General features: G+C 67.6%; 25 protein-coding genes. 20 read left to right on the top strand and 5 right to left on the bottom strand.

The features are described 5' to 3' along the window. The first annotated feature begins 6 nt into the window (after positions 1-6). A complete protein-coding gene (locus tag ACR4XW_RS12355) occupies positions 7-1116 on the top strand; it encodes a D-alanine--D-alanine ligase family protein (protein WP_434760865.1) in 1110 nt (369 codons plus the stop codon). Here the strand turns inward: ACR4XW_RS12355 and ACR4XW_RS12360 are convergent, their stop codons facing one another. Together ACR4XW_RS12360 and ACR4XW_RS12365 are read right to left on the bottom strand one after the other, a co-directional pair. Beyond that, positions 1117-1572: a DUF3515 domain-containing protein gene (locus tag ACR4XW_RS12360; protein ID WP_434760866.1), complete on the bottom strand. Its 456-nt coding sequence runs from the start codon at positions 1570-1572 to the stop codon at positions 1117-1119. 1 nt (position 1573) lies between these two features. Next, complete coding sequence (locus ACR4XW_RS12365; RefSeq protein WP_434760867.1) at positions 1574-1810, bottom strand: Lrp/AsnC family transcriptional regulator; 237 nt, start codon at positions 1808-1810, stop codon at positions 1574-1576. Between the two features lie 127 nt (positions 1811-1937). On the opposite strand from ACR4XW_RS12365, the gene ACR4XW_RS12370 reads away from it, so the two are divergent. From ACR4XW_RS12370 to ACR4XW_RS12390, 5 genes are read left to right on the top strand one after another with little or no spacing between them, the layout of a single operon-like run. After that, a complete protein-coding gene (locus ACR4XW_RS12370; RefSeq protein WP_434760868.1) occupies positions 1938-2912 on the top strand; it encodes a thiamine-phosphate kinase in 975 nt (324 codons plus the stop codon). A 50-nt stretch (positions 2913-2962) separates the two neighbouring features. Next, positions 2963-5428: a DNA translocase FtsK gene (locus tag ACR4XW_RS12375; RefSeq protein ID WP_434760869.1), complete on the top strand. Its 2466-nt coding sequence runs from the start codon at positions 2963-2965 to the stop codon at positions 5426-5428. 9 nt (positions 5429-5437) lie between these two features. Further along, positions 5438-6046, top strand: a complete 609-nt coding sequence (pgsA, locus tag ACR4XW_RS12380) for a CDP-diacylglycerol--glycerol-3-phosphate 3-phosphatidyltransferase (RefSeq protein WP_434760870.1) — start codon at positions 5438-5440, stop codon at positions 6044-6046. Further along, entirely contained in the window at positions 6030-6497 is a 468-nt protein-coding gene (locus ACR4XW_RS12385) for a CinA family protein (RefSeq protein WP_434760871.1), read from the top strand. Before pgsA ends, ACR4XW_RS12385 begins: the two co-directional genes overlap by 17 nt. 10 nt (positions 6498-6507) lie before the next feature. Then, positions 6508-6801 carry a helix-turn-helix domain-containing protein gene (locus ACR4XW_RS12390; protein WP_434760872.1) on the top strand — a complete coding sequence of 98 codons (294 nt, stop codon included), beginning with the start codon at positions 6508-6510 and terminating at the stop codon, positions 6799-6801. 113 nt (positions 6802-6914) lie between these two features. Here ACR4XW_RS12390 and ACR4XW_RS12395 read toward each other — a convergent pair whose 3' ends face one another. Next, a complete protein-coding gene (locus ACR4XW_RS12395) occupies positions 6915-8336 on the bottom strand; it encodes an NAD-dependent malic enzyme (RefSeq protein WP_434760873.1) in 1422 nt (473 codons plus the stop codon). Positions 8337-8390: 54 nt separating this feature from the next. On the opposite strand from ACR4XW_RS12395, the gene ACR4XW_RS12400 reads away from it, so the two are divergent. The 10 genes from ACR4XW_RS12400 (at position 8391) to ACR4XW_RS12445 (ending at position 19476) form a co-directional block, all read left to right on the top strand. Then, the gene (locus ACR4XW_RS12400; protein WP_434760874.1) at positions 8391-8597 is read left to right on the top strand and encodes a DUF3046 domain-containing protein; all 207 of its coding nucleotides are present in this window, start codon (positions 8391-8393) and stop codon (positions 8595-8597) included. Between the two features lie 13 nt (positions 8598-8610). Then, the gene (locus ACR4XW_RS12405) at positions 8611-10095 is read left to right on the top strand and encodes a glutamate-cysteine ligase family protein (RefSeq protein ID WP_434760875.1); all 1485 of its coding nucleotides are present in this window, start codon (positions 8611-8613) and stop codon (positions 10093-10095) included. A 106-nt stretch (positions 10096-10201) separates the two neighbouring features. After that, positions 10202-11095: a P-loop NTPase family protein gene (locus ACR4XW_RS12410; protein ID WP_434760876.1), complete on the top strand. Its 894-nt coding sequence runs from the start codon at positions 10202-10204 to the stop codon at positions 11093-11095. A gap of 9 nt (positions 11096-11104) precedes the next feature. Continuing rightward, positions 11105-11326, top strand: a complete 222-nt coding sequence (locus ACR4XW_RS12415) for a DNA translocase FtsK (protein ID WP_434761180.1) — start codon at positions 11105-11107, stop codon at positions 11324-11326. Between the two features lie 212 nt (positions 11327-11538). Then, positions 11539-12588, top strand: coding sequence for a recombinase RecA (recA, locus tag ACR4XW_RS12420; RefSeq protein ID WP_434760877.1), 1050 nt, complete (start codon positions 11539-11541; stop codon positions 12586-12588). A gap of 74 nt (positions 12589-12662) precedes the next feature. Next, on the top strand, positions 12663-13115 hold the full coding sequence (locus ACR4XW_RS12425; protein ID WP_434760878.1) for a regulatory protein RecX: 453 nt from the start codon (positions 12663-12665) through the stop codon (positions 13113-13115). Between the two features lie 190 nt (positions 13116-13305). Further along, the gene (gene rny / locus ACR4XW_RS12430; RefSeq protein WP_434760879.1) at positions 13306-14925 is read left to right on the top strand and encodes a ribonuclease Y; all 1620 of its coding nucleotides are present in this window, start codon (positions 13306-13308) and stop codon (positions 14923-14925) included. 97 nt (positions 14926-15022) lie between these two features. Beyond that, positions 15023-16474 (top strand): tRNA (N6-isopentenyl adenosine(37)-C2)-methylthiotransferase MiaB, encoded by a 1452-nt coding sequence (gene miaB, locus ACR4XW_RS12435; protein ID WP_434760880.1) that lies wholly within the window; start codon positions 15023-15025, stop codon positions 16472-16474. 103 nt (positions 16475-16577) lie between these two features. Next, the gene (locus ACR4XW_RS12440) at positions 16578-17981 is read left to right on the top strand and encodes an MFS transporter (RefSeq protein WP_434760881.1); all 1404 of its coding nucleotides are present in this window, start codon (positions 16578-16580) and stop codon (positions 17979-17981) included. Positions 17982-18006: 25 nt separating this feature from the next. Further along, complete coding sequence (locus ACR4XW_RS12445; protein WP_434760882.1) at positions 18007-19476, top strand: hypothetical protein; 1470 nt, start codon at positions 18007-18009, stop codon at positions 19474-19476. Here the strand turns inward: ACR4XW_RS12445 and ACR4XW_RS12450 are convergent. Together ACR4XW_RS12450 and ACR4XW_RS12455 are read right to left on the bottom strand one after the other, a co-directional pair. Then, complete coding sequence (locus ACR4XW_RS12450; RefSeq protein WP_434760883.1) at positions 19433-21565, bottom strand: DUF2339 domain-containing protein; 2133 nt, start codon at positions 21563-21565, stop codon at positions 19433-19435. The two genes, ACR4XW_RS12445 and ACR4XW_RS12450, sit on opposite strands and share 44 nt — an antisense overlap. 49 nt (positions 21566-21614) lie before the next feature. Next, entirely contained in the window at positions 21615-21785 is a 171-nt protein-coding gene (locus tag ACR4XW_RS12455) for an antitoxin (RefSeq protein WP_434760884.1), read from the bottom strand. Positions 21786-21842: 57 nt separating this feature from the next. Here ACR4XW_RS12455 and miaA point away from each other — a divergent pair, with 57 nt between their 5' ends. The 4 genes from miaA to ACR4XW_RS12475 all read left to right on the top strand — a co-directional run bounded on the left by miaA (position 21843) and on the right by ACR4XW_RS12475 (position 26260). Continuing rightward, positions 21843-22790 carry a tRNA (adenosine(37)-N6)-dimethylallyltransferase MiaA gene (gene miaA / locus ACR4XW_RS12460; RefSeq protein WP_434760885.1) on the top strand — a complete coding sequence of 316 codons (948 nt, stop codon included), beginning with the start codon at positions 21843-21845 and terminating at the stop codon, positions 22788-22790. Then, positions 22787-23626 carry a diaminopimelate epimerase gene (gene dapF / locus ACR4XW_RS12465; RefSeq protein ID WP_434760886.1) on the top strand — a complete coding sequence of 280 codons (840 nt, stop codon included), beginning with the start codon at positions 22787-22789 and terminating at the stop codon, positions 23624-23626. Before miaA ends, dapF begins: the two co-directional genes overlap by 4 nt. Before the next feature lie 71 nt (positions 23627-23697). Then, the gene (gene hflX, locus ACR4XW_RS12470; RefSeq protein ID WP_434760887.1) at positions 23698-25215 is read left to right on the top strand and encodes a GTPase HflX; all 1518 of its coding nucleotides are present in this window, start codon (positions 23698-23700) and stop codon (positions 25213-25215) included. Positions 25216-25228: 13 nt separating this feature from the next. Then, a complete protein-coding gene (locus ACR4XW_RS12475) occupies positions 25229-26260 on the top strand; it encodes an LLM class flavin-dependent oxidoreductase (RefSeq protein WP_434760888.1) in 1032 nt (343 codons plus the stop codon). Positions 26261-26297: the final 37 nt, after the last annotated feature.

Genomic DNA, 26297 nt, shown 5'->3' on the forward strand with positions numbered 1-26297 from the left:
ACGCGGGTGACCGAACGCGTACGAGTTGTGCTGGTATTCGGTGGGGAGTCCGCCGAACACGGAGTGTCCTGCCTGACCGCAGCCTCGGTGATGGCTGCCATCGATACCGACCGCTATGAGGTTTCCGGTATCGGCATCACCCGCGACGGGCAGTTGATCCGGTACACCGCCGAACAGATCGCCGGTCTGGTCACGGTCGATCGCACCCTGCCCGAGGTTTCGGCCGAGTACCCGACCGCGGTGCTGATGCGAGTGGGGGACGGCTGCGAGGTCGCCACCCTGGTCGACGACCGGCTCATCGACCGGCAGCCCGTCGACGTCGCCTTCGCGCTGATCCACGGCCCCTTCGGTGAGGACGGCACGATCCAGGGCCTGTTCGAGATCTTCGGCCTGCGCTATGTGGGCTCGGGGGTCACCGGCTCGGCCGCCGGGATGGACAAGGTGCTGATGAAGCAGGTGCTCACCGCCCATGATCTTCCCGTCGGCCCCTATGTCGCCGTCCCGCCGCGACGCTGGCAGAACGAACCCGACAAGGTGCGCGAAGAAGTGGCACGGCTGAACTGGCCGGTATTCGTCAAGCCGGCCCGCGGTGGCTCCTCGATGGGCATCACCCGGGTCACCGCGCCCGATCAGCTCGACGATGCGATCGCCCACGCCCGCGAGTTCGACCCGAAGGTGATCGTCGAACAGGGTTTCGTCGGCGCCCGCGAAATCGAATGCGCGGTGCTCGGTGACCTCGACGGCGGACCGGCCCGCACCACCCGGGTCGGCGAGATCGTGATGCACACCGAATCGGGCTTCTACGACTTCGATGCCAAGTACCTCCCCGAGGATCAGGTCACCCTGCAGGTGCCCACCGAGGTGTCCGAGGACGTGCTCGGCCGGGCCCGGGAGCTGGCCCGTCGGGCCTTCGAGGCCTTCGACGGTGAGGGTCTGGCGCGGGTGGACTTCTTTCTCGATGGCGACGAACTGTTCATCAACGAACTGAACACGATGCCCGGCTTCACCGAGTTCTCGATGTACCCGATGCTGTGGCAGGACGCCGGGCTGAGTTATTCCGAACTGATCAGCACCCTGATCGAGTTGGCCCGTGCCCGTCCGCTGGGGCTGCGCTGATCAACCCACACAGGGCTGCTGCACCGGATTGTGGGCACCGATCGGCACCGACAGATCCGCCAGGGGTGAGATCGGATCGCCGTACTCGGCCGGCACCCCCACCCGGATCACCGCGGGGCGTCCGATCGTGGTCCACACCGTGCCGCCGCCCGAGCCCTGTTGTTCGAACCAGCCCACCCCGTTGATCTCCAGACACGGGCTGGTCGGGGTCAACTCCGGTGGTTTCGCCACCCCGCACACCAGGGTGATCGGCGGATCACCCCAGGCCCGCCCCCACTGACTACTGGTCTCGCGGGACACCGCACCCAGCAGTTCGTCGGGCATTTCGGCCACTACGGCGGTACAGATCTCTGCCACCTCGCCGGTGGGAGCAGGGTCGTCGATCGACACCGGCGCGGCACACCCGGCCAGGGCTGCGGTCAGCAGCAGGCCGGCGACGATCCGAGGGCGACGCACCTCAGATGTTCACCACCGGGCAGGTGACGGTACGGGTGATGCCCTCGACGGCCTGGATCTCGCTGACCACGAGCTTGCCCAAGTCGTCCATGCTGGGCGCCTCGACCTGCACGATCACGTCATAGGGCCCGGTCACGTCGTGCACCACAACCACCCCGTCGGTTCGGCGAATCTCGGCCGCGACATGAGCGGCCCTACCCACGCTGGTCTGAACCAGCACATAAGCCTGCACAGACATGGCAACCTCCTGAGGTTTCGGCCCGACAACGCCTCGGCGAAACGCGACCGCGCACCGCCCGGCCGGTGCGTCGAAAGGCTACCGTGTGCACCGATGGCCCACCAGAGCAGGGGCTGAGGGGAGAGTCGTGGCAGAGCAACAGACGCTGGGTGATCTGGGCGAGTTCGAGTTGATCGACATCATCGCCCGAGGCTTGGCACCGGGCGGCGTCACCAGTGCCGAATCGGTGCTGGTCGGGCCCGGGGACGACGGCGCGGTGCTGCGGCTGGCCGGTGATCGAGCGGTGGTCAGCACCGATGTGTTGGTCGAGGGAGTGCACTTTCGCCGCGACTGGTCCTCGGCTATCGAAGTGGGCCGCAAAGCGGTCGCGGTGAATGTCGCCGATATCGAGGCGATGGGCGCCCGGCCGGTCGGCATGGTGCTCGGCTTCAGCGCGCCGGGGAGCCTACCGGTGACCTGGCTGCGTTACCTGGTGCAGGGAATCGCCGAGGAATGTGCGGTCGCCGGGGTGTGGGCGGTCGGCGGTGACGTCACCAGGGCCGACCAGGTCGTTCTGTCGGTGACGGTGATCGGCGATCTGGCCGAGCGCGAACCGATTCGCCGCGACGGTGCCCGACCGGGCGATGTGGTCGCGGTGCTCGGCACCCTGGGATGGTCGGCGGCCGGCTACATGGTGTTGCGGCGGGGCTTCGGCTCGCCGCGGGCGGTGGTGAAGGCCCACAAGGTGCCCTCGGTGCCCTATGGGCAGGGCCGGGTGGCCGCAGAGGCCGGCGCCAGCGCGATGATCGACGTCTCCGACGGGCTGTTGTCGGATCTGGGTCATATCGCCACGGCCTCCGACGTCAGCATCGATGTGCTCACCGATGCCTTCGACATCGCCGACCCGGTGCAGGCGGTCGCCTCGGCCACCGGCACGTCCCCCTTGGTATTTCTGCTCACCGGCGGGGAGGACCACGCCCTGGCCGCGACCTTCGCGCCGCACGATGTACCGGCCGGGTGGAATGTCGTCGGACGGGTGCTGCCCTACCAGGACGGGCCCCGGGTCACCGTCGACGGGGGCGAATGGGACGGCGCCACCGGCTGGGATCACTTCCGTCGCTGACCGGCGTGTAACCCCGAGGGGTCGAGAACCGGTGTCCTAAGATCGCCAGCATGGCGACCCGCGCGTCTTCCCCACCGCGGTCGCGTACCACTCGTGGTGCGTCATCGCGGTCGACCGGAAGCAAAAAGACCAGTACCTCGACCCGGCGACCCCCGGCGAAGTCGGGCTCGTCGGCGCGCAAACCCGCCCGCAAATCCGCACCCCGCAAAAACACCCGCCGCGGGCCGGGCTTGGGTGCCCGCCTGGGCGGCGGTCTGGTGGCGGCCTGGCGCGGCCTGGCCGGAGCGGTCGGCGGGGGAGTGCGGGCCATCGGCAACACCGCCGGTGAGGTCGACCCGGAACTGCGTCGCGATGGCTTCGGCTTGTTCCTGCTCGGCTGCGCAATCGTGGCCGGGGCGGAGTTCTGGTTCGGCCTGCCCGAACCGGTGGGCCCCTGGCTGCACTCGGTCGGCACCGGGCTGGTCGGCCAACTCGCCTACGCCGCGCCGCTGTTGTTGCTGTTGATGGCGGTACGCACCCTGCGCGACCCGGAGGCCAACGGCCCGATGGGCCGCCAACTGGTCGGTTGGGGATGCCTGCTGCTCGGTGTGCTGGGGCTGGTAGGCATCGCCCACGGGGTGCCGCGCCCGTCCGACCCCGAGGCGATGGCCGCAGCCGGCGGCGTGCTGGGGTTCCTGTCCTCCAGCCTGCTCACCGACCTGCTGACTGCCTGGGTGGCGGTACCGCTGTTGGTGTTGCTGTCGCTGTTCGGGCTGATCGTGATCATCGGTATCCCGCTGTACGAGGTGCCGGCCCGGCTGCGTGCGCTGCGGGAGCGGCTGCCCGAACGGACGTCGAAGTCCGACGAACCCGAGTACGGCCAGGACCGTGCCTACGACACCCCGCTGGTGGTCGACGAAGCGGACGAGACCGAGGAAGCCCCTACGGTCAAGCAGCCCGACCCGAAGCCGGTCACTGCGGGCCTGCCACCCGAACCCGATCCGGATGCCGAACTGAGCCCGCCGCAACACACCCCGCCCCCGGCACGGGTGGAACAACTGCAACTGTCCGGCGATGTGCAGTACGTGCTGCCCGACTCCGCTTTGTTGAAGTCGGGTACCGCCCCGAAGCTGAAGTCGGAGGCCTCCGATGCGGTGGTCGACCGGCTGCAACGGGTCTTCGACGAGTTCGGCATCGATGCCAAGGTCACCGGCTACACCCGCGGCCCGACGGTCACCCAGTACGAGGTCGCTCTCGGCTCCGGCGTCAGTGTCAAGAAGGTCAGTGGCATCGGAAGCAATATCGCCTACGCGGTGGGAAGTCCCGAGGTGCGGATCCTGAATGTGATTCCGGGCAAGTCGGCGATGGGCATCGAAATCCCGAACACCGACAAGGAGATCGTCTCCCTCGGTGACGTGCTGCGCTCCAAGGCCGCGACCAACGACCACCACCCGATGACGGTCGGGCTGGGTAAGGACGTCGGCGGCGGTTTCGTCCTGGCGAATATGGCCAAGATGCCGCACCTGTTGGTGGCCGGCGCCACCGGTTCGGGTAAGTCGAGCTTCATCAACTCCATGATCACCTCGATCATGATGCGGGCCACCCCCGACGAGGTGCGGATGATCCTGATCGACCCGAAGCGGGTCGAGCTGACCATCTACGACGGCATTCCGCACCTGATCACCAAGATCATCACCAACCCCAAGAAGGCCGCCGAGGCGCTGGAATGGGTGGTGAAGGAAATGGACATGCGCTACGAAGACCTGGCGCAGTACGGCTTCAAGCATGTCAAGGACTTCAACGAAGCGATCCGCGCCGGCGCGTTACACGCCCCGGAAGGTTCCGAACGCATCCTCGAGCCCTACCCCTACCTGCTGGTGGTGGTCGACGAGTTGGCCGACCTGATGATGGTCGCGCCCCGCGACGTCGAGGGATCGGTGGCCCGGATCACCCAGTTGGCCCGTGCCGCGGGCATCCATCTCGTGCTGGCCACCCAGCGTCCGTCCACTGACGTGGTCACCGGCCTGATCAAAGCCAACGTGCCCTCCCGGCTGGCCTTCGCCACCTCGTCGCAGACCGACTCGCGGGTGATTCTCGACCAGAACGGGGCCGAGAAACTGGTCGGGCAGGGTGATGCGCTGTATCTGCCGATGGGCGCCGGTAAACCGATCCGGGTGCAGGGCTCCTGGGTGGGGGAGGCCGAGATTCGCGAGGTGGTCAAGCACGTCACCTCCCAGATGAAGGCCCAGTACCGTGACGATGTCGGGGCACCACAGGGCGAGAAGAAGGTCGCCGAGGAGATCGGCGACGACCTCGACCTGGTGTTGGAGGCCGCCGAACTGGTGGTCACCACCGACCTCGGCTCGACCTCGATGCTGCAGCGCAAACTGCGCGTCGGCTTCGCCAAGGCCGGCCGGTTGATGGACATCCTGGAGACCCGCGGCGTGGTCGGCCCGAGTCAGGGATCCAAGCCCAGGGAAGTGCTGGTCAAGCCCGATGAGCTGGACGAGGTGCTCGACAACCTGCGCGCTGGTTAGGCTCTCACCATGAACGGACCCAACGTGCTGACCACGTTGCGCATCCTGATGGTGCCGCTGCTGGGGTGGATGCTGATCGCATTCGCCGACGACCCCACCATGCGGATCTGGACCACCGTGGTGTTCTGCGTGGCGATGCTCACCGACCTGGTGGACGGGTGGTGGGCTCGCCGGGCGAACCTGATCACCAGCTTCGGCAAGATCGCCGACCCGATCGCCGACAAGCTGATGACCGGCATGGCCCTCGTTGGGCTGAGCATCATCGGCGAACTGTGGTGGTGGGTGACCATCGTGATCCTGGTGCGCGAATGGGGCATTACCGTGATGCGGTTCGCGCTGCTGCGCTTCGGTGAAGTACAGGCGGCGAACAAGGGCGGCAAGATCAAGACCGTGGTGCAAACCGTGGCGTTGATTCTGTTCCTGCTGCCGTTGCCGCAACTGCTGTGGGGGGTGCCGCTGCAACCGCTGCACCTGGTGGAGTTGCTCTCCTGGATCCTGATGATGGTCGCCCTGTTGCTGACGGTGGTGTCCGGTGTCGACTACGTGCGTGCCGCGATCCGGATGGTGCGCGAACACGAGGCCAAGAAGTTCGCCGCGAACAATGAACCGGGCAGCTGAACTCGTCATCCGGCTGATGGCCGTGGGCCAAACGGTCGCCACCTGCGAATCGCTCACCGGTGGCCTGATCGGGGCCGAACTGACCTCGATCCCGGGTGCCTCCCGGGTGTATCGCGGTGGCCTGATCACCTACGCGACCGAGTTGAAACACACCCTGGCCGGGGTGGAGTCGTCGGTGCTGCGCAGTGAGGGCCCGGTCGCCGAGACAACCGCCCAGCAGATGGCCCTGGGGGCCCGGCAGCGGTGTCAGGCCCACTGGGGGATCGGGGTGACCGGGGTGGCCGGCCCCGACCTGCAGGGTGGGCAGCCCGCCGGCACCGTCTGGGTGGGCATCGCCGGCCCCGGGGACGTCGTGCGCGCCGAGTTGTTCGACTTCGCCGGAGACCGCAACCGGATCCGCGAACAGACCGTTTCTGCCGCCATCAACGCACTGTTGGCCCGGCTGGGATAGGCTCTGAGGCATGAATCGCCACTCGTCACCGCCGGTACTGCTGCGGGAGCACCTGGGCAGTTCGTTGCGTGCGGTTCGCATCGAACAGGGCCGCACCCTGCGTGAGGTGTCCGCCGGTGCCCGGGTCAGCCTGGGCTACCTGTCGGAGATCGAGCGGGGCCAGAAGGAAGCCTCCAGCGAACTGCTGGCCGCGATCTGTCAGGCCCTGGACATCACCCTGGCCGAGTTGCTCGGCCGCGTCACCCACGAGTTGGGCGGCGCGGAGGTGATCAGCCTGCCGGTGGCCAACGCCAACGCAGCCTGACCCCACCCTGACCCCACAGACACGTAGAGGCGGGCCGACGCATCGTCGGCCCGCCTTTCACGTTGTTCGGTTACCGCCCGAACGATCTCGGCACGATCATTCGCAACCGACCATCATTCGCGACCGAGCGGATCGGGGCGGCACACCCCGTCGGCGATCGCCGCGGCCTTGACCGCCTCGGCCACGGCCGGAGCCACCCGGGTGTCGAACACCGAGGGCACGATGTACTGCGGCCACAGGTCGTCACCGACGGTGTCGGCGATCGCGGTGGCCGCGGCCAACTTCATGCTCTCGGTGATCCGGCGGGCCCGGGCGTCCAGGGCGCCCCGGAAGACACCGGGGAAGGCCAACACATTGTTGATCTGGTTCGGGAAGTCACTGCGTCCGGTGGCGATCACCGCGGCGATGCCCTGAATCAGCTCGGGGCGGATCTCCGGGTTCGGGTTGGCCATCGCGAAGACCACCGGTTCGTCCGCCATCGACTTCACGTCGTCCACGGTGAGGATGTCGGGGCCGGACAGGCCGACGAAGACATCGGCTCCGGCGATCACGTCGGTGATCGTGCCCTGCAGCGCCTCGGGGTTGGTGTTGCCGGCGAACCAACGCTTGGAATCGTTGAGGTCGGTGCGATCCTCGTGCACCGCGCCCTTGCGGTCGACACCGATGATGTTGCGCACCCCGGCGTCCATCAGCATCTTCGACACCGCGACGCCGGCCGCACCGACCCCGGCCACGACCACCTTCACGTCCTCGTGGTTCTTGCCGACGATCTTCAGCGCATTGCGCAGCGCGGCCACCGTGACGATGGCGGTGCCGTGCTGATCGTCGTGGAAGACCGGGATGTCGAGGGCCTCGACGAGCCGCTCCTCGATCTCGAAGGCACCGGGGGCGGCGATGTCCTCGAGGTTGATGCCGCCGAAGGTCGGCTCGAGCTTCTTCACCAGATCGACGATCTCGTCCGGATCCTTGGTGCCGATGCAGATCGGGAAGGCATCGACGTCGGCGAAGTTCTTGAACAACTGCGCCTTGCCCTCCATCACCGGCATCGCGGCTTCGGGGCCGATATCGCCCAGACCCAGCACCGCGGTGCCGTCGGAGACGATCGCGACGGTGTTCTTGCGGATCGTGAACTCATGGCTGAGGTTGACGTCCTCGGAGATCGAGGTGCACACCCGGGCCACACCGGGGGTGTAGACCATCGCCAGGTCGTTGAGGGTGTGGACTTCCTTCTTGACCGCGGTGCTGATCTTGCCGCCCTCGTGCAGGTCGAAGGTGCGATCCTCCCAGCCGAGGATTTCCACGCCCTCGACCGCCTCGATGGCTCGGCGTACCTCCCGCTGGTGTTCCTCGGAGCTGCAGTAGATGTCGATCTCGTCCTCCATGTGGAGCGACTTGATCTTGAAACCGTCCAGAGCGGTGATGTTGCCGCCCGCTTCGCCGATCGCCACGGTCAACCGGCCGAGGGTGCCGGGACGGTCGATCAAACGGACATGTGCGCGCACCGAAAAAGCAGCGGTGGGAGTCTTTGCAGCCATGCGCGGCAGCCTAGCGTTATCACCGGGGCGTGCAGGCGACATACTGGTGCGTGGATGGGAGACAGAGTGCGACTGGCAGAATTGCGGGAAAGAATGGCCCGACACCTCGGCGCAGCCTATGCGCCGGTGTGGGCATCGATGCAGGTGATCGCAGAACTACAGGGACGCACCGTCGACGAGGCACTCGCCGCAGGCGTCCCACCCAAGCAGATCTGGCGGGCCGTTTGGGCCTACCTGGAACTGGACGACCGGGAGCGATAGGGAGGCGGGCGGCATGGGTGAGGAAATCGGTGCCGACAGCGGCCGGGAACACCGGCGCGCCTATCGCCGCAAGGTCCAGGAATGCCTCGACGTCTTCGAATCCATGCTGGTCGGCGACCTGATCATGCCTTCCTCGGACACGATCGGGCTGGAGATCGAACTCAACCTGGTCGATGCCGACGGCCGCCCCGCAATGCGCAATGCCGATGCCCTGGCCGAGATCGCCGACGCCGACTTCGTGGCCGAACTCGGCCGCTACAACATCGAACTCAATGTGCCCCCGCGCACCATCGACGGCGGAGAAACCTTCGAGCTGGAGAACAGCCTGCGCAACTCGCTGAATGCCGCCTCCCGGGCCGCCCGAGAACTCGACATGAACCTGGTGATGATCGGGATCCTGCCGACCCTGCGCAGCGACGATCTGACCGGGGCGTGGATGAGCGACTCGGCGCGGTTCGCCGAACTCAACGATTCGATCTTCTCCTTTCGTGGCGAGGACATGGAGATCGACATCACCGGCCCTGGGGTCAGCGGGGAGCGGCTGCGCACCGCCTGGCCCGACATCGCGCCCGAGAGCGCGTGCACCAGCGCCCAGTTGCATCTCCAGGTGGCCCCGGAGGATTTCGCTCGGTACTGGAATGCCGCGCAGGCCTTCCTGGGCCCGCAGGTCGCGGTGGCGGCGAACTCCCCGTTCTTCCTGGGCCGACGGCTGTGGGCCGAAACCCGGGTGGAGCTGTTCCACCAGGCGATCGATACCAGGCCCCCGGAGCTGCGCAACCAGGGGGTGCGACCGCGGGTGTTCTTCGGTGACCGGTGGATCACCTCGATCTTCGACCTGTTGGACGAGAACGTCCGCTACTTTCCCTCGCTGCTGCCGGAACTGACCGATGAGGACCCGCGCGCCGAACTGGCCGCCGGACGCGCACCACAGTTGCGCGAACTGCGGTTGCACAACGGCACCGTGTACCGCTGGAACAGACCGGTCTACGACGTGGTGGACGACATGGCCCACGTGCGCGTCGAGAACCGGGTGCTGCCGGCCGGCCCCAGCGTGATCGACACCTTGGCCAACGCTTCCTTCTACTACGGGGTGGTGCGCGCTCTGGCCGATGCCGAACGGCCGGTCTGGTCGACCCTGTCGTTCAGCACCGCGGAGCAGAATTTCCGCTCCTGTGCCCAACGCGGGTTGGAGGCAAGCGTGTTGTGGCCCTCGGCCGGCGAGATCGGGGTGGCGGAGTTGGTGTTGGAGCAGCTGTTGGGCCTGGCCGCGGAGGGCCTGGACGCCTGGGGAGTGCGTCCGGCGGTGCGTGACCGGTACCTGAATGTGATCGAGGAACGCACCCGTACCGGACGCAACGGTGCCTGGTGGCAGACCCGGGCGGTGGAGCGGTTGGAAAGTCGCGGCCTGTCGCGCGAGCTGGCACTGACCGAGATGTTGGCGGCCTACCGGCAGGGGATGGACGCCAACGAGCCGGTACACACCTGGCCGCTGCCCTGAATCGGACCGCCTCGAACAAGTGTTCCCATCGGTGGCCGGAAATGTCGGTGCCGCTATCTAAGGTCGTGGGTGTCAGCTTCCCCCACATGACGAAAGGACAGGCCCGATGACGGCTACGAACCCCTCGCGCCAGGACTTGTCGGTAGTCCTGGACATGATCGAGAAGACCCACGGCCAAGGGGCGGTGATGTGCCTGGGTGATGAGGAGCGCGGCATTGTCGATGCGATCAGCACCGGGTCTGACAAGCTGGACGCTGCACTGGGTGGTGGCCTGCCGCGAGGGCACATCGTGCAGATAGTGGGTGGCCGTTTCGTGGATGCCAACTACCTGACCCTGGGTATGCTCGCTCACGCTCAGGTCGCTGGTGGCACCTGCGCCGTCGTGGACGGCGAGCACTTATTGGATTCCTTTGATTGCGCCCGGACCGGAGTGGACACCGGTGCGCTGCTTTTCAGTCAGCCCAACAGCATGGAGCAGGCGCTGGGGGTCACCGACATGCTCGCGAGATCCGGTGCCCTGACTCTGATCGTGGTGCATTCGATTTACGCGCTGCCTCTGCGGGAGACCGACCATCCGAACGAGGCCTTCGACGAGCTGAAGCAGGACGAGGTGCTGAGTCGCGCGCTGCGAAAGCTCAGTAGCGCAGTCGCAGAGTCCGGCACCATCGTGGTCTTCTTGCAACACAGGGAGGCAGAGCCACGTCGCTTCGAGTCCTTGGCTCACATGCGTGAGGATCCGGTGTTCAAGCTCCATGCCTCGGTGCGTTTGGACGTATATGCGAAGGCGCACAGCCCTTCTCGCACGACTCAGGTGGAGGTGATCAAGAACAAGGTCGCTCCGCCGCTGAAGGTAGTCAGGCTCGAAGAGCTGCCTCGCGTGATCCGTCGTGAGTCGCCCTCTGAGGGGGAATCGGGCGAAACGACCACCGCCACCCGAGAATACGACGAATACCTCGAACAGGTAGCCGAGCAGCAGCCGTTGTCCGACCCTGAGGGTTGACAACTGGTGGTGCCCGCCGCCGAGTTGGTGATCACCTCTCAGACGGTGTCGAGCACGGTGCTCCAACGGAAGCTGCGTTGCGGCTTCGCCCAGGCCCGACGATTGCTGACGATCCTGGAGACCGACGCCGTGGTCGGGCCATCCCGGGAGGCGGCGCCCAGGGAAGTACTGGTCAAGCGCGAAGATCTCGAGCGGGTAGTTCACCGACTGCGCCTCCGGTACGAGGTGTGAAACCGCAGCGGCGGCGACATTCCCGGCGTGTTGACTTGGGATCGAACGGGTGTTCGCATAAGTTGTCCACCGGGTCGAGGTAACCGACAGAAATCTCTCCACAAATGAACCCGGGGCAGGGAAACTGTCGGAGCCGCTGCCTACTGTTTTGGGTGTAAGAACAAACCACCCCCGCGGTCTCGTTCGAGGCCACCCGATGGAAGGAAAACACGATGGCCGCAGCCACCGATCGCGAGAAGGCTCTGCAAGCTGCCCTGGGCCAGATCGAGAAGACTCACGGCAAGGGTTCGGTGATGCGTCTCGGCGACGAGACGCGTGCTCCGATCGAAGTCATCAACACCGGTTCGATCGCTTTGGATGTTGCTCTGGGTATTGGTGGCCTGCCGCGCGGTCGCGTGGTGGAGGTCTACGGTCCGGAGTCCTCGGGTAAGACCACCGTCGCCCTGCACGCGATCGCCAGCGCCCAGGCCGCCGGCGGTATCTGCGCCTTCGTGGATGCCGAGCACGCCCTCGACCCCGACTACGCCAAGCGCCTCGGCGTGGACACCGACGCCCTGTTGGTCAGCCAGCCCGACAACGGCGAACAGGCCCTGGAAATCGCCGACATGCTGGTGCGCTCCGGAGCGCTCGACCTGATCGTGATCGACTCGGTGGCCGCGTTGACGCCCCGGGCCGAGATCGAGGGCGAGATGGGCGACTCCCATGTCGGTCTGCAGGCCCGGTTGATGAGCCAGGCGCTGCGCAAGATGACCGGTGCCCTGTCCGGTTCGGGCACCACCGCGATCTTCATCAACCAGTTGCGCGAGAAGATCGGTGTGATGTTCGGCTCCCCGGAAACCACCACCGGTGGTCGGGCACTGAAGTTCTACTCCTCGGTGCGCCTCGACGTGCGCCGCATCGAGACCCTCAAGGACGGCTCGGAGTCGGTAGGTAACCGCACCCGGGTGAAGGTGGTCAAGAACAAGGTCGCCCCGCCGTTCAAGCAGGCCGAGTTCGACATCATCTACGGCGAGGGCATCAGTCGCGAAGGCGGTCTGATCGATCTCGGTGTGGAATGCGGTCTGGTGCGCAAGGCGGGGGCCTGGTTCACCTACGAGACCGAGCAACTCGGCCAGGGCAAGGAGAATGCCCGCAACCACCTCAAGAACAATCCGGATCTGGCCGCCGAACTGGAGAAGAAGATCCGCGAAAAGATGGGCATCGGCCCCCAGGTCGACGTGCCCGAGGGGGTTGACCCGGTCACCGGTGAGGTGGAGTTCTGAGCCGCGAACCCCGCCCCGGGCCGGCCTCCGAACTCGATAAGGACGCCGACCCGGAGAACATTGCTCGCGAGATCGTGCTGCGGCGGTTGACCATGCGGGCGCACAGCCGCGCCGAGCTCGCTCAGGCTCTGGCCAAGCGCAATGTGCCGGGTGAGGTCGCCGAACGCGTACTGAACCGGATGGAACAGGTCGGCCTGGTCGACGACGACGCCTTCGCCGCGAGTTGGGTCGCCTCCCGGCAGCAACGCCGCCACCTGTCGCGGCGGGCCCTGCGAGCCGAACTCGGCCGCAAGGGCCTCGACCGGGAGGTGATCGGGGAGGCTGTCAACGAAGTCGACGACGAGGACGAATACACCGCCGCGGTCTCCCTGGCCCGCAGCAAGCTGCGCTCCTACGCACGGCTCGAGCCCCACGTCAGACGACGCCGGATGGCCGGAGTACTGGCCCGGCGCGGCTTCGACGCTTCGATCACCGCCCGGGTGCTGGAAGAAGTTCTCGGTGAGGCAACAACCGACCCCGAGGGGTGAGCCGGTGCTTGCTTGACCGGTGGGCGGGGCCTAGCCTGAAAAGCCAGGGTTACGGTGAAGTTCTGCAGTGAATGTGACGACCGATATTCGGCACGACGCTCCGGCGTCGATATGACCAGTAGTACCGAGGTGTGTCGACCGTCCCTGTGGTCTTAGAAGCACGACGAGCAAGCTAGGCGAGGGGGCGGCAATGGAACCGAGTGCATGGGTACTGACGGTTCTGCTGCTGTTGGTTCTGGCCGCCGTCGTTGTCCTCGCCCTGGTGGTGGTGCGGGGCCGCCGGGTCGCGGTCGCCGAACAGGAGGCCGAACGGGCCCAGGCCGCCGAGGAAGCCCGCAAACGCAACGCAGAAGCACTCACTGCACTGCGCGCGGCGGCCGAGAAGGATGCCGCCGAAGTACGCGCCGATGCCGATGAGTACCAGCGCAGCGTGCGTGCCCACGCCGACCAGGTACTGCGCGAGGCCGAACGTGCCCGCCAGGAAGCCGAACGTGCCCGTCAAGAAGCCGAACAGTCCGCGCAACACCAACGTGACGAGCTGCGCGAACTGCGCCTGGGCCAGGAACGTCGCGACCAGAGACTTGCCGAACGCGAAGACCGGCTCGCCGAACTGCGCGCCACGCTGGACTCCGAACGCGCCGACCTCGACCGCGACACCGGGCTCCATGTCGCCGAACTGGAACGTATCGCCGGGCTCACCCGCGAACAGGCCCGCGACGAACTGGTCGAATCGATCGTCGATGACGCCAAACGTCGCGCGGTGCTGATTTCGCGTGATCTGGAACAAGCGGCCGTCCGTGAGGGAGAAGCCCGGGCCCGCACCCTGCTGGTCGACGCCATGCAGCGGGTCGCCTCGGAGCAGACCACCGAGAGCGTCGTGGCCACGGTCGAGTTGCCCAGCGACGATATGAAGGGCCGCATCATCGGCCGCGAGGGCCGCAATATCCGCTCCTTCGAACAGGTCACCGGGGTCAACGTGATGATCGACGACACGCCCGGGTCAGTGCTGTTGAGCTGCTTCGACCCGGTGCGCCGCGAAACCGCCCGACTCACCCTCGAAGACCTGGTTGCCGACGGTCGGATCCACCCCGCCCGGATCGAGGAAGTGCACGAACGATCCCAACGCCGCATCGCCGAACGCTGCGCCCAGGCCGCCGAGGATGCCCTGGTCGAGGTCGGCATCGCCGACCTGGACCCGAACCTGGTCGAACTGGTCGGCATGCTGCGCTACCGCACGTCCTATGGCCAAAACGTGCTCAAACACCTCATCGAGTGCTCCCACCTGGCCGGGCTGATGGCGGTGGAACTGGGGCTGGAACCCAAACAATGCCGCCGGGCGGCCTTCCTGCACGACATCGGCAAGGCCCTCACCCACGAAGTGGAAGGGTCACATGCGCTGATCGGTGCCGACCTGGCCCGCCGCCATGGTGAGCACCCCGAAATCGTGCACGCCATCGAGGCCCACCACAACGAGGTCGAACCAACCACGGTGGTGGCCGTCCTCACCCAGATCGCCGACCAGATCAGCGGCGGCCGTCCCGGCGCCCGCCGTGAATCCCTGGAGAGCTACGTCAAACGGCTGGAACGACTCGAATCGATCGCCGCCTCCCGCGACGGGGTCGACAAGGTCTTCGCGATGCAGGCCGGCCGCGAAGTCCGGGTGATGGTCGACCCCGGTGAGGTCGACGACATCGAAGCACAGGTGCTGGCTCGCGACATCGTAAAACAGGTCGAGGAAGAACTCACCTACCCCGGCCAGATCCGGGTCACCGTGGTACGCGAGTCACGCGCCACCGAAGTCGCCCGCTGAGCCGCGACCTCCCGGCGGGTCCGCACGCCCATCCGGCTGCCACGACCGCTTCGCGAACTTCGGTCCGTACGGGGTGCTGGATTACACTGACGCCACCATGGCGAACCCCACCCGCACCTACGAGGTGCGCACCTACGGCTGTCAGATGAACGAACACGATTCGGAACGAATCAGTGGCTTGTTGGACGACGCCGGCTATCAACCTGCCCCCGAAGGGGCCACCCCCGATCTGGTGGTCTTCAACACCTGCGCGGTGCGCGAGAACGCCGACAACCGGCTCTACGGCAACCTGGGCCACCTGGCCTCGGTGAAGGCGGTCACCCCGGGCATGCAGATCGCGGTGGGCGGATGCATGGCCCAGAAAGACCGTCAGACCGTACTCGACCGGGCCCCCTGGGTGGACGTGGTCTTCGGCACCAACAACCTCGGCTCCCTGCCCGTGCTGCTGGAGCGCGCCCGGGTGAACAACGAGGCCCAACTCGAGATCGCCGAACACCTCCAGGCCTTCCCGTCCACGCTGCCGACCCGGCGCGATTCGGCCTACTCGGCCTGGGTATCGATCTCGGTGGGCTGCAACAACACCTGCACCTTCTGCATCGTGCCCGCCCTGCGCGGCAAGGAAACCGACCGGCGGCCCGGCGACATCCTCGCCGAGATTCGCGCCCTGGTCGACGACGGGGTACAGGAAGTGACGCTGCTGGGCCAGAACGTCAACGCCTACGGGGTCGAGTTCGGCGACCGCGGCGCCTTCGCCAAGTTGCTGCGCGCCTGCGGTGACATCGACGGGTTGCGCCGGGTGCGGTTCACCAGCCCCCACCCGAAGGACTTCACCGACGACGTCATCGCCGCGATGGCCGAGACCCACAATGTGATGCCGCAACTGCACATGCCCCTGCAGTCCGGCTCGGACGCGGTGCTGAAACGGATGCGTCGCTCCTACCGCTCGGAGCGTTTCCTGGGCATCATCGACCGGGTACGGGCAGCCATGCCGCACGCCGCGATCACCACCGACATCATCGTCGGCTTTCCCGGTGAGACCGACGAGGATTTCGACGAAACCATGCGGGTGGTCGAACAGGCCCGGTTCTCGGCCGCGTTCACCTTCCAATACTCCAAACGTCCCGGCACCCCGGCGGCAACCATGCCCGATCAGGTACCCGCCGAGGTGGTCCGTGAGCGGTACGACCGGCTGATCACCCTGGTCAACGACCTGGCCTGGGCCGAGAACCGCAAGCTGGAGAACACCGTGGTCGAGGTGATGTTCGCCGACGGCGAAGGACGCAAGGATGCCGCCACCGGCCGGATGTCGGGCCGGGGCCGGGACAACCGGCTGGTGCACGTCGCGGTGCCCGAGGCCGCCGAAGAGCGCCCCCGTCCCGGTGATCTCGGCGAAGTGCTGATCACCAAGGCCGCCCCGCACCACCTGATGGCCGACCAGGGCCTGCTCAGCCTCACCCGTACCCGGGGCGGCGACGCCTGGCAGGCTCGCCGCGAAGCTCCGGTGCGCACTGTGGGACTCGGTATACCCACCGTCGGCGAACGCCCCTAGTGTGCGCGGTACGCCGAAAGGAGTACCGCATGCAGGTTTGGCCTCCCGGACCCACCCATCGTGAGTCCGCCGGGCCACACCGGGCACCCCGAACGGTTGCGCGGTGAGTGCGCCCACCGAACGCGCCCCACAACCACCCGCCTTCGCGGTGATCGGTCTGCTCGCTCTGGCCGGGCTGATCGTCACGATCCTGCAAACCATGATCGTGCCGTTGATTCCCGAACTGCCGGCCATTCTGGGGGTCAGCCCGGCCGACGCGTCCTGGATGGTGACCGCCACCCTGGTGGCCGGTGCGGTGTCCACCCCGGCGCTGTCCCGGCTGGCCGACATGTTCGGCAAGCGCCGGATGCTGGTCGTGAGCATGGGGCTGGTGGTGCTGGGCAGTGCCCTCGTGGTGGTCACCGGCTCCTTCGCGATGGCGGTGTTGGGCCGAGCCCTGCAGGGGATGGGGATCGCGGTGGTGCCGATCGCGATGGGTGTGATGCGCGACCTGCTGCCGGCCGAGCGCCTGCCCGGCGCGGTGGCCATGATGAGCGCCATGTTCGGCATCGGCGGGGCGGTGGGTCTGCCGGCCTCCGGGCTGATTTACCACGCCTGGGGCTGGGACGCGATCTTCCTGGTTCTCGGCGGGGTCGGTGCCTTGCTGATGCTGGGTTTCGTGCTGCTGATCCCGCCGCTGGCCCGCGGCACCGGGGGACGCTTCGACTGGCCCGGAGCGGTATTCCTCTCGATCGGCCTGATCGGTTTGCTGCTGGCGATCACCAAGAGCGGCGAATGGGGCTGGCTGACCAGCCGCACCGGTACCGCCCTGGTCATCGGTGTCATCGGGTTCGCGATCTTCATTCCCTGGGTGCTACGTCGACGTGACCCCCTGGTCGACCTGGCCACCGCCACCCGCCGTCCGGTGTTGTTGGCCAACATCGCCGCGTGCCTGATCAGCTTCGCGATGTATGTGAACATGCTGACCACCACCCAGATGCTGCAGGTGCCGCGCGAAGGCTTCGGCATGAACGCCGCCACTGCGGGGCTGGGCATGTTGCCCGCGGCCCTGCTCTCGGTGGTGCTGGCCCCGCTGGCGGCCTGGTTGATGGGCCGGATCGGGGCCCGCGCCACAATGCTGATCGGGGCGTCGGTGCTCGGGTTCGGCTACCTCATGCGCATCGTGTTGGTGGAACACGCCTGGATGGTGATCGTGGGTGCGGCCGGTCTGTCACTGGGCAGTTCGATCGCGCTGGCGACCATGCCGGTACTGATCATGCAAGAGGTGCCGATGACCCAAACCGCCGCCGCCAACGGCCTCAACTCCCTGATTCGCAGTATCGGCACCTCCACCTCCAGCGCCACGGTGGCAGCCATTCTCGCCGCCAGTACCACGATGATCGCGGGGGTGCTGGTGCCCAGTCCGGGGGCTTTCGCCACGGTGCACCTGCTCGCCGGATTGTCGGCGCTGACCGCTTGCGCCTTGGTCTTTTTCGTGCCGCGCCGACCGGTACCGGGCCGGGGCTGACCTACCGCGACGGAATAATCCGGGTATGGACTGGGAGTTTTTCTTCAACACCGAGCACGGACGCGACAAGTTGTTGCGAGACCGGCTCGAGCAGTACCAGGGCGATGCGGCAGCCGCCCGCAGTGTGCAGCGCCGACGGTTCCAGCAGCAGATCAGCACCCTGCGAGGCGACCTCGACACCAGACTGACCGCCCTGTCGCGAGCCTTCGAGTCCTACGTCGCACTGGACGACGTGCGCGAACAACTGGCCGGCTTCCCCGACCGGGCCCAGGCCCGCCGCCGCGCCACCGAAGCTCTGCAGGCCCTGGACGCCGGCCGACAGCCCGAACCCCTCGACGACATCGCCGACTACTGGCTCCCGCCGGCCGTCAACGCGCTACAACTCGGCGGTGGCGTGGACGAAGCGCTGCTGGGCACCGCCCTGGCCCGGGACGAAGCCAGTACCCACCGCTTTCTGGCCGGAGTACTCGGTGCCGCCGGACACGGCCGGGCCGGGGCACAACACGCCATCGCCGCGCTGTCGACCCCACGGTGGGACGATGCCCAGCAACTCATCTGGCTGGCGATCGCCGATGGGGTTTTCGGCGATCAGGCGATCGCGCAGCTCCACCGGGCGGTGCAACCGGCCCTGGGCGCACCGGGGCAGGACGGCTGGGAGGAATGGCTGCTGGCCCGGGAAGACGGCTCGGAGGTGCCACTGGGGTGGCTGATCAATGTCTACAGCGCCGAAACCACCGAATCGGAAACCGACACCGGCCGGCACCACGACGACCTGCGCGGGGTGGCGATGATCGAGGTCACCGCCGGCTCGCCGCCCGAACAACCCCTGATCGCGCGCGCCAGGCATCTGCGCGCTCTGGTGCGCAACCCGATGGCACCGGCTGTTCCCGAGACCGCCGAGGGGACCGACACCGGCACCGAGGTGGTCGAGGTGTTGCGCCGGGCAGCCATCGACCGGGACGGGCCGGCCACAGCCCGCCGGTTGGCCCGGAGCTGGATCGCCCCCCAACTCCTGGCCGTGCTGGATCGGATACCACCGGCGGCCGAACCCACCCCGACCATCCTGCGGGCCAAAATGCCGCTACTGGACCTGACGGTGAGCGCTGCCGGGCCCGACCCGGCCGAACTGGACCGGGCCCGCCGCCAGATCGCCGAGCGGCACATCCCGTCCAACCGGCCACTGATTCGCGGTGGCTCGATCGGTGGCGGGCTGCTGGTGTTGGCCGCAGTGTGTTTCATTCTGCAGTGGACCGTGCCGGGGTTCTTGTTGGCTGCAGCCGGGCTCGCCGTGGGCATTCACGGATTCTGGCGCTGGCAGCAGGAGCAGCAGATGGTGCTCGCCGGGCAGGAAGCCGTGGAACGGCTCGACCAAGCCGTGGAGCGCACCCAACGGCAGGCCCACCAACAGGACCTGCACAATGCCGAGGTTCACCAGGAGCGGCTCGAAGAGTTCACCCGTGCCAGGACGGTGGTGGCGCAGGCGGCTCAGGACTGACCTGCGATTCCGGCGTCGCGTCCCGGCCCGCCCGATCGAGCGCCCGGGCGTACCACATACCCAAGCCGATCAGCAGCAGTCCGGTGACGATCGCGACCACCACCCGCACCAAACCCGACAGCACCGACAGGTCCCACAACAGAAACTTCATCAGCGCCGCAGCGGCGACGGTCAGGCCGAAGCCGCGTCGGGTGCCACCACCCGCGGTGCGTCGCAACCCCAACAGCAGCGCCACCCCGGCGGCGAGGAACCAACCGATGGTCACCACACCGTGGCCGACCCGGTATCCGGCCTCGGCATCACCGATCCGATCACCCAGCCAGGTGCTCACCGACACCACCGCCGGCGACAACAGCACCAGGGCCATGGCTCCGGCCACCACGTTCACCACGTGCCGGTTGCGGTGCGCCACCTTGGCGGCCCGCCGGTGCAACCGCAACACCGTCTCGCGCAGCAGTACCAAGGTGATCGCCGCCAGCAGTGACTGCAGGGGCTGGAACGGGAAAGCCTCCAGTGCGGCGCTCCGGTCGAACAAGGGGAGCAGGAACAACATCTGTCCAGCGATCATCACCGTGGCATGAACCCCCGCCGCCCAGCCGAACAGAGCCGATTTGGTGAGCCAGGCGATCGCGATCAGCAGCAGTGAGGTGACCAGGAAGGGGGCGGGCAGCCACTCCGTGGGCAACCACGCGGTGGCACCGATGGGTAGCCACAGGCTGCCGACCCCGGCGGCCACCGCGCGGGTGCCGGTGGGGGCCAGCCTGGTTCCGGCCACGACCAGCAGGCCCACGGCCACAGCGATCAGCAGTATCGGGCCCCCGTGGTCCTCCAGCCGGATCCCCACGATCAGCGACGGCACCACCAACAGCCCCAAGCACACCGCGGCGGTGGCCGGAAGCAGCGATGCCACTGGGTCGTCCGAGGCGTCCGGGTCGCGGGTGGGCCGGAACTTGGCCGCGACGCCCTCCACCAACCCCAGGACGACCAGAATCACGCCGGCGGCGACCAGCAGCGGAAAGTCGGGATCGCTCAACGGGACGGTCAGGGCTGCGGCCGCGGCGACCAGGGTCAGGGGAATCAGGCGGGCGATCTGGGCGCCGACCCAACCCAGCCCCCAGGTGGCGAGCAGGGACACGAGCGCGAAGGCGAGCCCGAAGGCCAGCGTGGTCGTCGGATCAGGGCTGACCAACGGCACCAGCACCAGGACTCCCAGCGACACGATGGTCGCCAGGGCGCCGCTGAGCCACCACCGGGCCAGCACCAACCCGCCGAGGGCGATGATTCCGGCAGCGACCAGACCGGCGGGGCGGGGGAGCCAACCGTGCAGGGCGGTGATCGCCGCCATGTCCAGGTACCCGGCGGCGAAGGCCACCGCGGCCAGCGCGATGGCGCCCACCGGCGAACGCCGACGCAGCCAGATCGCGGCCGCGAGCAGAGCGACCGCGGCGACAGCGACGGTCACCACCTGGGCAACGGGCCCGAAGAACCCGGCTTGAGCGGCCAACACCAGCAGCAGGCCGATACCGATCAGCAACACCCCCGAGCCGACGAAGGCCAACACCTTTGCGATCACGTTCTGCCTGGCCGGTTCCGGGGCGATCGACGGGCGGGTGGCATCGGGGTCATCGCCAGCCGACGGGATCGGCGCGAGGTCGGCTCGTGGTGGACGCCGGCTCATCGTGGGCAGGTCATAGGCGGCCACGTCAGACCCCTGCCAGTGAGCCGGCACGGCCGCACCCAGGGGCGTGGAAGCCGGTGGTGGTCCGTGCGGAGGTTGCCAATGGCCGTGCGGAGGAGCTGCGCCGGGCCCGGATACCGCGGGGCGCGGGGCCGGCTGCCGAGCCACCGGGGACTGGGCCGGCGGGGCCTGCGCCGGGTGTGGCGGGGAATGCGCTGGGTGGGGAAGGGATTGCGCGATGTGGGGGCCGGGTTGGCCGACTCGGCGGGTGGGGTTGGTGTCGTGGTCGGCGTCCAGTCGGGCCTGCAGGCGGGTCACCTGCTCCTGCAACTCACCGATCCGGTCGGCCAGGGCCGATTGCTGCTGGGCCAGTGCCTCCAGCCGTTCGGCCAGCCGATCCGTGTCATCCATGGGCCCACCCTAGAACCGGTCGGGGCGAGCCCATGGATGAAACGAATGATCAGGGGTTGGGATTGAGCTTGTCCTTGGCGGCCTGCTGAGCGCGGTCCACCTTGTCCTGGTGCTTGTTGCCGGTGCGGGCGTCGACCTCGTCGCCGACCCGCTCGATGACCTGATCGACCTGGTCGGGGTGCTTGGAGGCGAGATCCTTGGCCTTGTCGAAGATTCCCATCGGGTGCTTCCTTTCGTCGGAATGACTGGTGCCATTCTTGCGGGCACACTGGGAGCCATGTCGACCCCTCCCCAAGTCTTGGTGATCATCGGGCCGACGGCATCGGGCAAGACCGATCTGGCCGTCGCGGTCGCCGAGCGTCTGATCGCCGCCGGGCGTCCCGCCGAGGTGATCAATGCCGATTCGATGTTGGTATATCGGGGGATGGACATCGGTACCGCCAAACCGACCCTCGCCGAGCGCCGCGGGGTGCCGCACCACCTGATCGACATCATGGACATCACCGCCACCGCCACCGTGGCCGAGTTCCAAACCCTCGCCCGGGATGCGATCACCGACTGCCGGGGGCGAGGTGTGTTGCCGATTCTGGTCGGCGGCTCGGCCCTCTACGTCCGGGCCATCGTCGACCATTTCGAGTTTCCCGGCACCGAGCCCGCGATCCGGGCCCGCTGGGAGGACGAACTTGCTCGGGTCGGCGCGGAGGAACTGCATCGGGTGCTGGGCGCGAAGTCACCGGAGGCCGCCGCCGACATCCTGCCCGGAAACGGGCGTCGGATCGTGCGGGCCCTGGAGGTGATCGAGCTGACCGGGTCGTGGACGCCGACGCTGCCCGAATGGCGTTATGCCCTGCCCGGAGTGGTGCAGGTGGGCCTGGACCTGCCACGTCCCGAACTCGACCGACGGATCGCCGAACGGGTCGACCGCATGTGGGCGGCCGGATTCGTCCGGGAGGTGCGCGAACTGGAAGCCCAAGGGCTGCGTGCCGGACGCACCGCTTCGCGGGCACTGGGCTATCGCCAGGTGCTGCAGTTTCTCGCCGGGGAATGCACCGAGGACGAGGCGAAACAAGCCACCATCACCGGTACCCGCCGTTTCGCCCGCAAACAACAGGGCTGGTTCGCCCGCGACGACCGAATCACCTGGCTGACCGTCGGGGATACCGGCCCGGGGCCCGAGGTGCTGGTGGAACACACTTTGGCCGTACTGGGACACTGGGGGACATGACCGAGTTGCAGTTCGCCAAGGGGCACGGCACCGAGAACGACTTCGTGATCCTGTCCGATCGCGACGGTGCCGCCGAGCCCAGCGCCGCTCAGGTGCGCTGGTTGTGCAACCGACATGCCGGCATCGGCGGTGACGGGCTGCTGCGCGCAGTACGCGCCGGCCACATCGCCGATTGGGATGGTGACCCCGACATCTGGTTCATGGACTACCGCAATGCCGATGGGTCGATCGCCGAAATGTGCGGCAACGGCTTGCGGGTGTTCGTCCGCTATCTGCTCGACCGGGGGAGACTGGAAGAGTCAGACCGCGATGCCGCCGGCAACTACCGGATCGGCACCCGGGCCGGGGAGCGCACTGCCGCCGAACTGCCCGACGGCCGAATTCGGGTGTCGATGGGCGCGGTCACCGTTGGTGCTCAGCCGGAGGTGATCGAAACCGGCGGTCAGCACTACAGCGCGGTACCGATCGACGTGGGCAATCCGCATGCGGTGGTTTTCGCCGACCGGATCGACGATTTCGATCTGAGCACCGCACCCTGCTACTCGGCGGAGAGCTTTCCGCACGGGGTGAATGTCGAGTTCGCCACACTCAGCGGGGACGGGGCGCGGATGCGGGTGTTCGAACGCGGCGTGGGCGAAACCCGCTCCTGCGGAACCGGGACGGTGGCGGTGGCAGCCGCGGCAGCGATCGGTTCCGACACCACCCACTGGGTGGTCGAGGTACCCGGTGGCACCGTGGAGGTCGACCTGCCCACCTCCGATGATCCGCAGGCCTACCTGACCGGGCCCGCCGAGATCGTTGCCTTCGGAGTTGCGCAGCTTCCTGATACCGCCTGATTCCGGAAACCGCCTGGGCCGGGGAAAACCGGTGTCGGGGCGAGGGCGATTGTGAAACAGTTGACGCCACGATGACTGCTGAACCACGATCCACCGCCGACGAACCCTTCGAGGGTCTCGACGAAAACGTCGAAGAGCCCGGATTCGACGAGCCCGGCACCGACGACGAAGCCCTGTGGTCCGACCCCTGGGCCGAGGACGACCCGGAGGCCGACCCCGACGGTGATCAACTCGACCTGCTGGAGCGCCTCAGCCTCAAGCGGGTGGCCGGTATGTCCACCGAATTGTCCGACATCACCGAGGTGGAATACCGCCAACTCCGGCTGGAGCGGGTGGTGCTGGTCGGGGTGTGGACCACCGGCTCGGCCGATGATGCCGACAACTCGATGAACGAGTTGAAGCTGCTGGCCGAAACGGCCGGCTCCCAGGTGCTCGAAGGGCTGATTCAACGTCGCAACCAGCCCGATCCGGCGACCTTCGTGGGCCGGGGCAAGGTCGATGAACTGCGCCAGGTGGTGATCGCCACCGGAGCCGACACCGTGATCTGTGACGGTGAGCTGAGCCCGGCCCAGTTGCGCAACTTGGAGGACCGGATCGGCGTCAAGCTGATCGACCGCACCGCCCTGATCCTCGACATTTTCGCCCAGCACGCCAAGAGTGCTGAGGGTAAGGCTCAGGTTGAGCTGGCCCAGTTGCAGTACCTGAAGCAACGTTTGCGGGGTTGGGGCGAGTCCTTGTCCCGTCAGGTCGGTGGCCGGGCCGCCGGCGGTGCCGGTATCGGAGGCCGCGGCCCGGGTGAGACCAAGATCGAAACCGACCGACGCCGGATCAACACCCGGATCTCGCAGTTGCGGGCCAAGCTGCGCGACCTAGACTCCACCCGCCAGACCAAACGCGCCGAACGCACCCGCAACCAGGTGCCCTCGGTGGCGATCGTGGGCTACACCAACGCCGGCAAATCCAGCCTGCTGAACCGGCTCACCGACGCCGGGGTGCTGGTGGAGAATGCGCTCTTCGCCACCCTCGACCCCACCACCCGGCGCACCGAAACCCCGGACGGACGCCACTACACCCTCACCGACACCGTCGGTTTCGTCCGACACCTGCCCCACGACCTGGTCGAGGCCTTCGCCTCCACCCTGGAGGAAACCGCGCTGGCCGACCTACTGGTGCATGTGGTCGACGCCTCCGACCCCGACCCGGTCGGGCAGATCCGGGCGGTGCGCGAGGTGCTGGCATCGATCAAGGCCGGTGACGTCCCCGAACTCATCGTGTTCAACAAGGTCGATGTGGCCGACCCCGAGCAGGTCACGATGCTGCGCAGCCAGTTCCCCGAGGCCGTGGTGGTGTCGGCCCGCACCGGTGTCGGCCTGGCCGGGCTGCGCTCCCGGATCGATGAGATGCTGCCGCACCCCGAGGTGGAGGTGCGTGCCCTGGTGCCCTACGAACGCGGTGATCTGCTGAATCGGATCCACCAGGCCGGGGAGTTCATCACCACCGAACACACCGCCGAGGGCACCAGGATCGTGGCGCTGGTGCACCCCGACCTGGCCGGGGCGCTGGAGCCCTACCTGGAGGGCCAAGCGTGAGAAGGTGACTGCCATGGACGTGGCCCTCACCCTTCCCCCACAGACCGAACTGGCCCAGGTGGCCGAGCGGGCGGCGCTGGCCGAACGCCTCGGAGTGCGGGTGCTGCATGTGCCGGAGATGACCCACGACTCGTTGATGGTGGCCGCCCTGGCGATCAACGCCACCTCCGAGCTGGTGGTGCGCACCTCGATGACGCTGGCCTTTCCCCGGTCGCCGATGATCACCGCCTATGCCGCTTGGGATCTGGCCCGGTTCTCCGGGCACCGCTTCGAGTTGGGCCTGGCCTCCCAGGTACGCGGCAATATCGAGGGCCGCTTCTCGGTGCCCTGGTCGGAGCCGGTCGGGTGGCTGGACGACTACCTGGTGGCGCTGCGCAAGATCTTCACCGCCTTCGCCCTCGGCACCGGTTTGGAGCATCACGGTCCGCACTACACCTTCACCAGGCTGCAACCGGCCTTCACCCCGGCCCCGCTGTTGGGCGACCCACCGAAGGTCTGCCTCGGTGCGGTCGGGCCGAAGATGGTCACCCTGGCCGGACGCCGGGCCGACCGGCTGGTCACCCACGCCACCAACTCCCATCCCCGCTACCTCGAAGAGGTGATCACCCCGGCCCTGACCGCCGGTGCCGGGGAACTGGGCCGTCCGGTGCCGCCGGTGACCGTGGTGCCGATGTGCATCACCGCGGCCGACGCCGACGACCTGCCCGAAGCCCGACGCCGCACCCAGGAACAACTCGCCTTTCTGCTGACCACGCCCAACTACCAGCACACCTTGAGAATTCTCGGGTTGGCCGAGGTGGGGGAGCGGCTCACCGCGGCGGCCCGTGACCAACACTGGACGCGGCTGGTGAACGAGTTGGACGACGACACGCTGCACGCACTGCTGCCCGAGGCAACCTGGGCCGAACTGCCCGAGGTGCTGCGCCGGTGGTACGGGCCCTGGGCCGACCAGATCAGCCTGCCGTGGCCCGACGGTGACCCGGACCGCTTCCGGGCCGAGGTCGTCGAACCCCTGCAGGCCGGATCGGTCGAAGGTCGTCGATGAGCGGACCTGTCGGTCAACGGAACTGTCGGTGCACCGA

The sequence above is a fragment of the Pseudenemella bisphenolivorans genome, from assembly GCF_051133435.1.
GTDB lineage: Bacteria > Actinomycetota > Actinomycetes > Propionibacteriales > Propionibacteriaceae > JAAYAO01.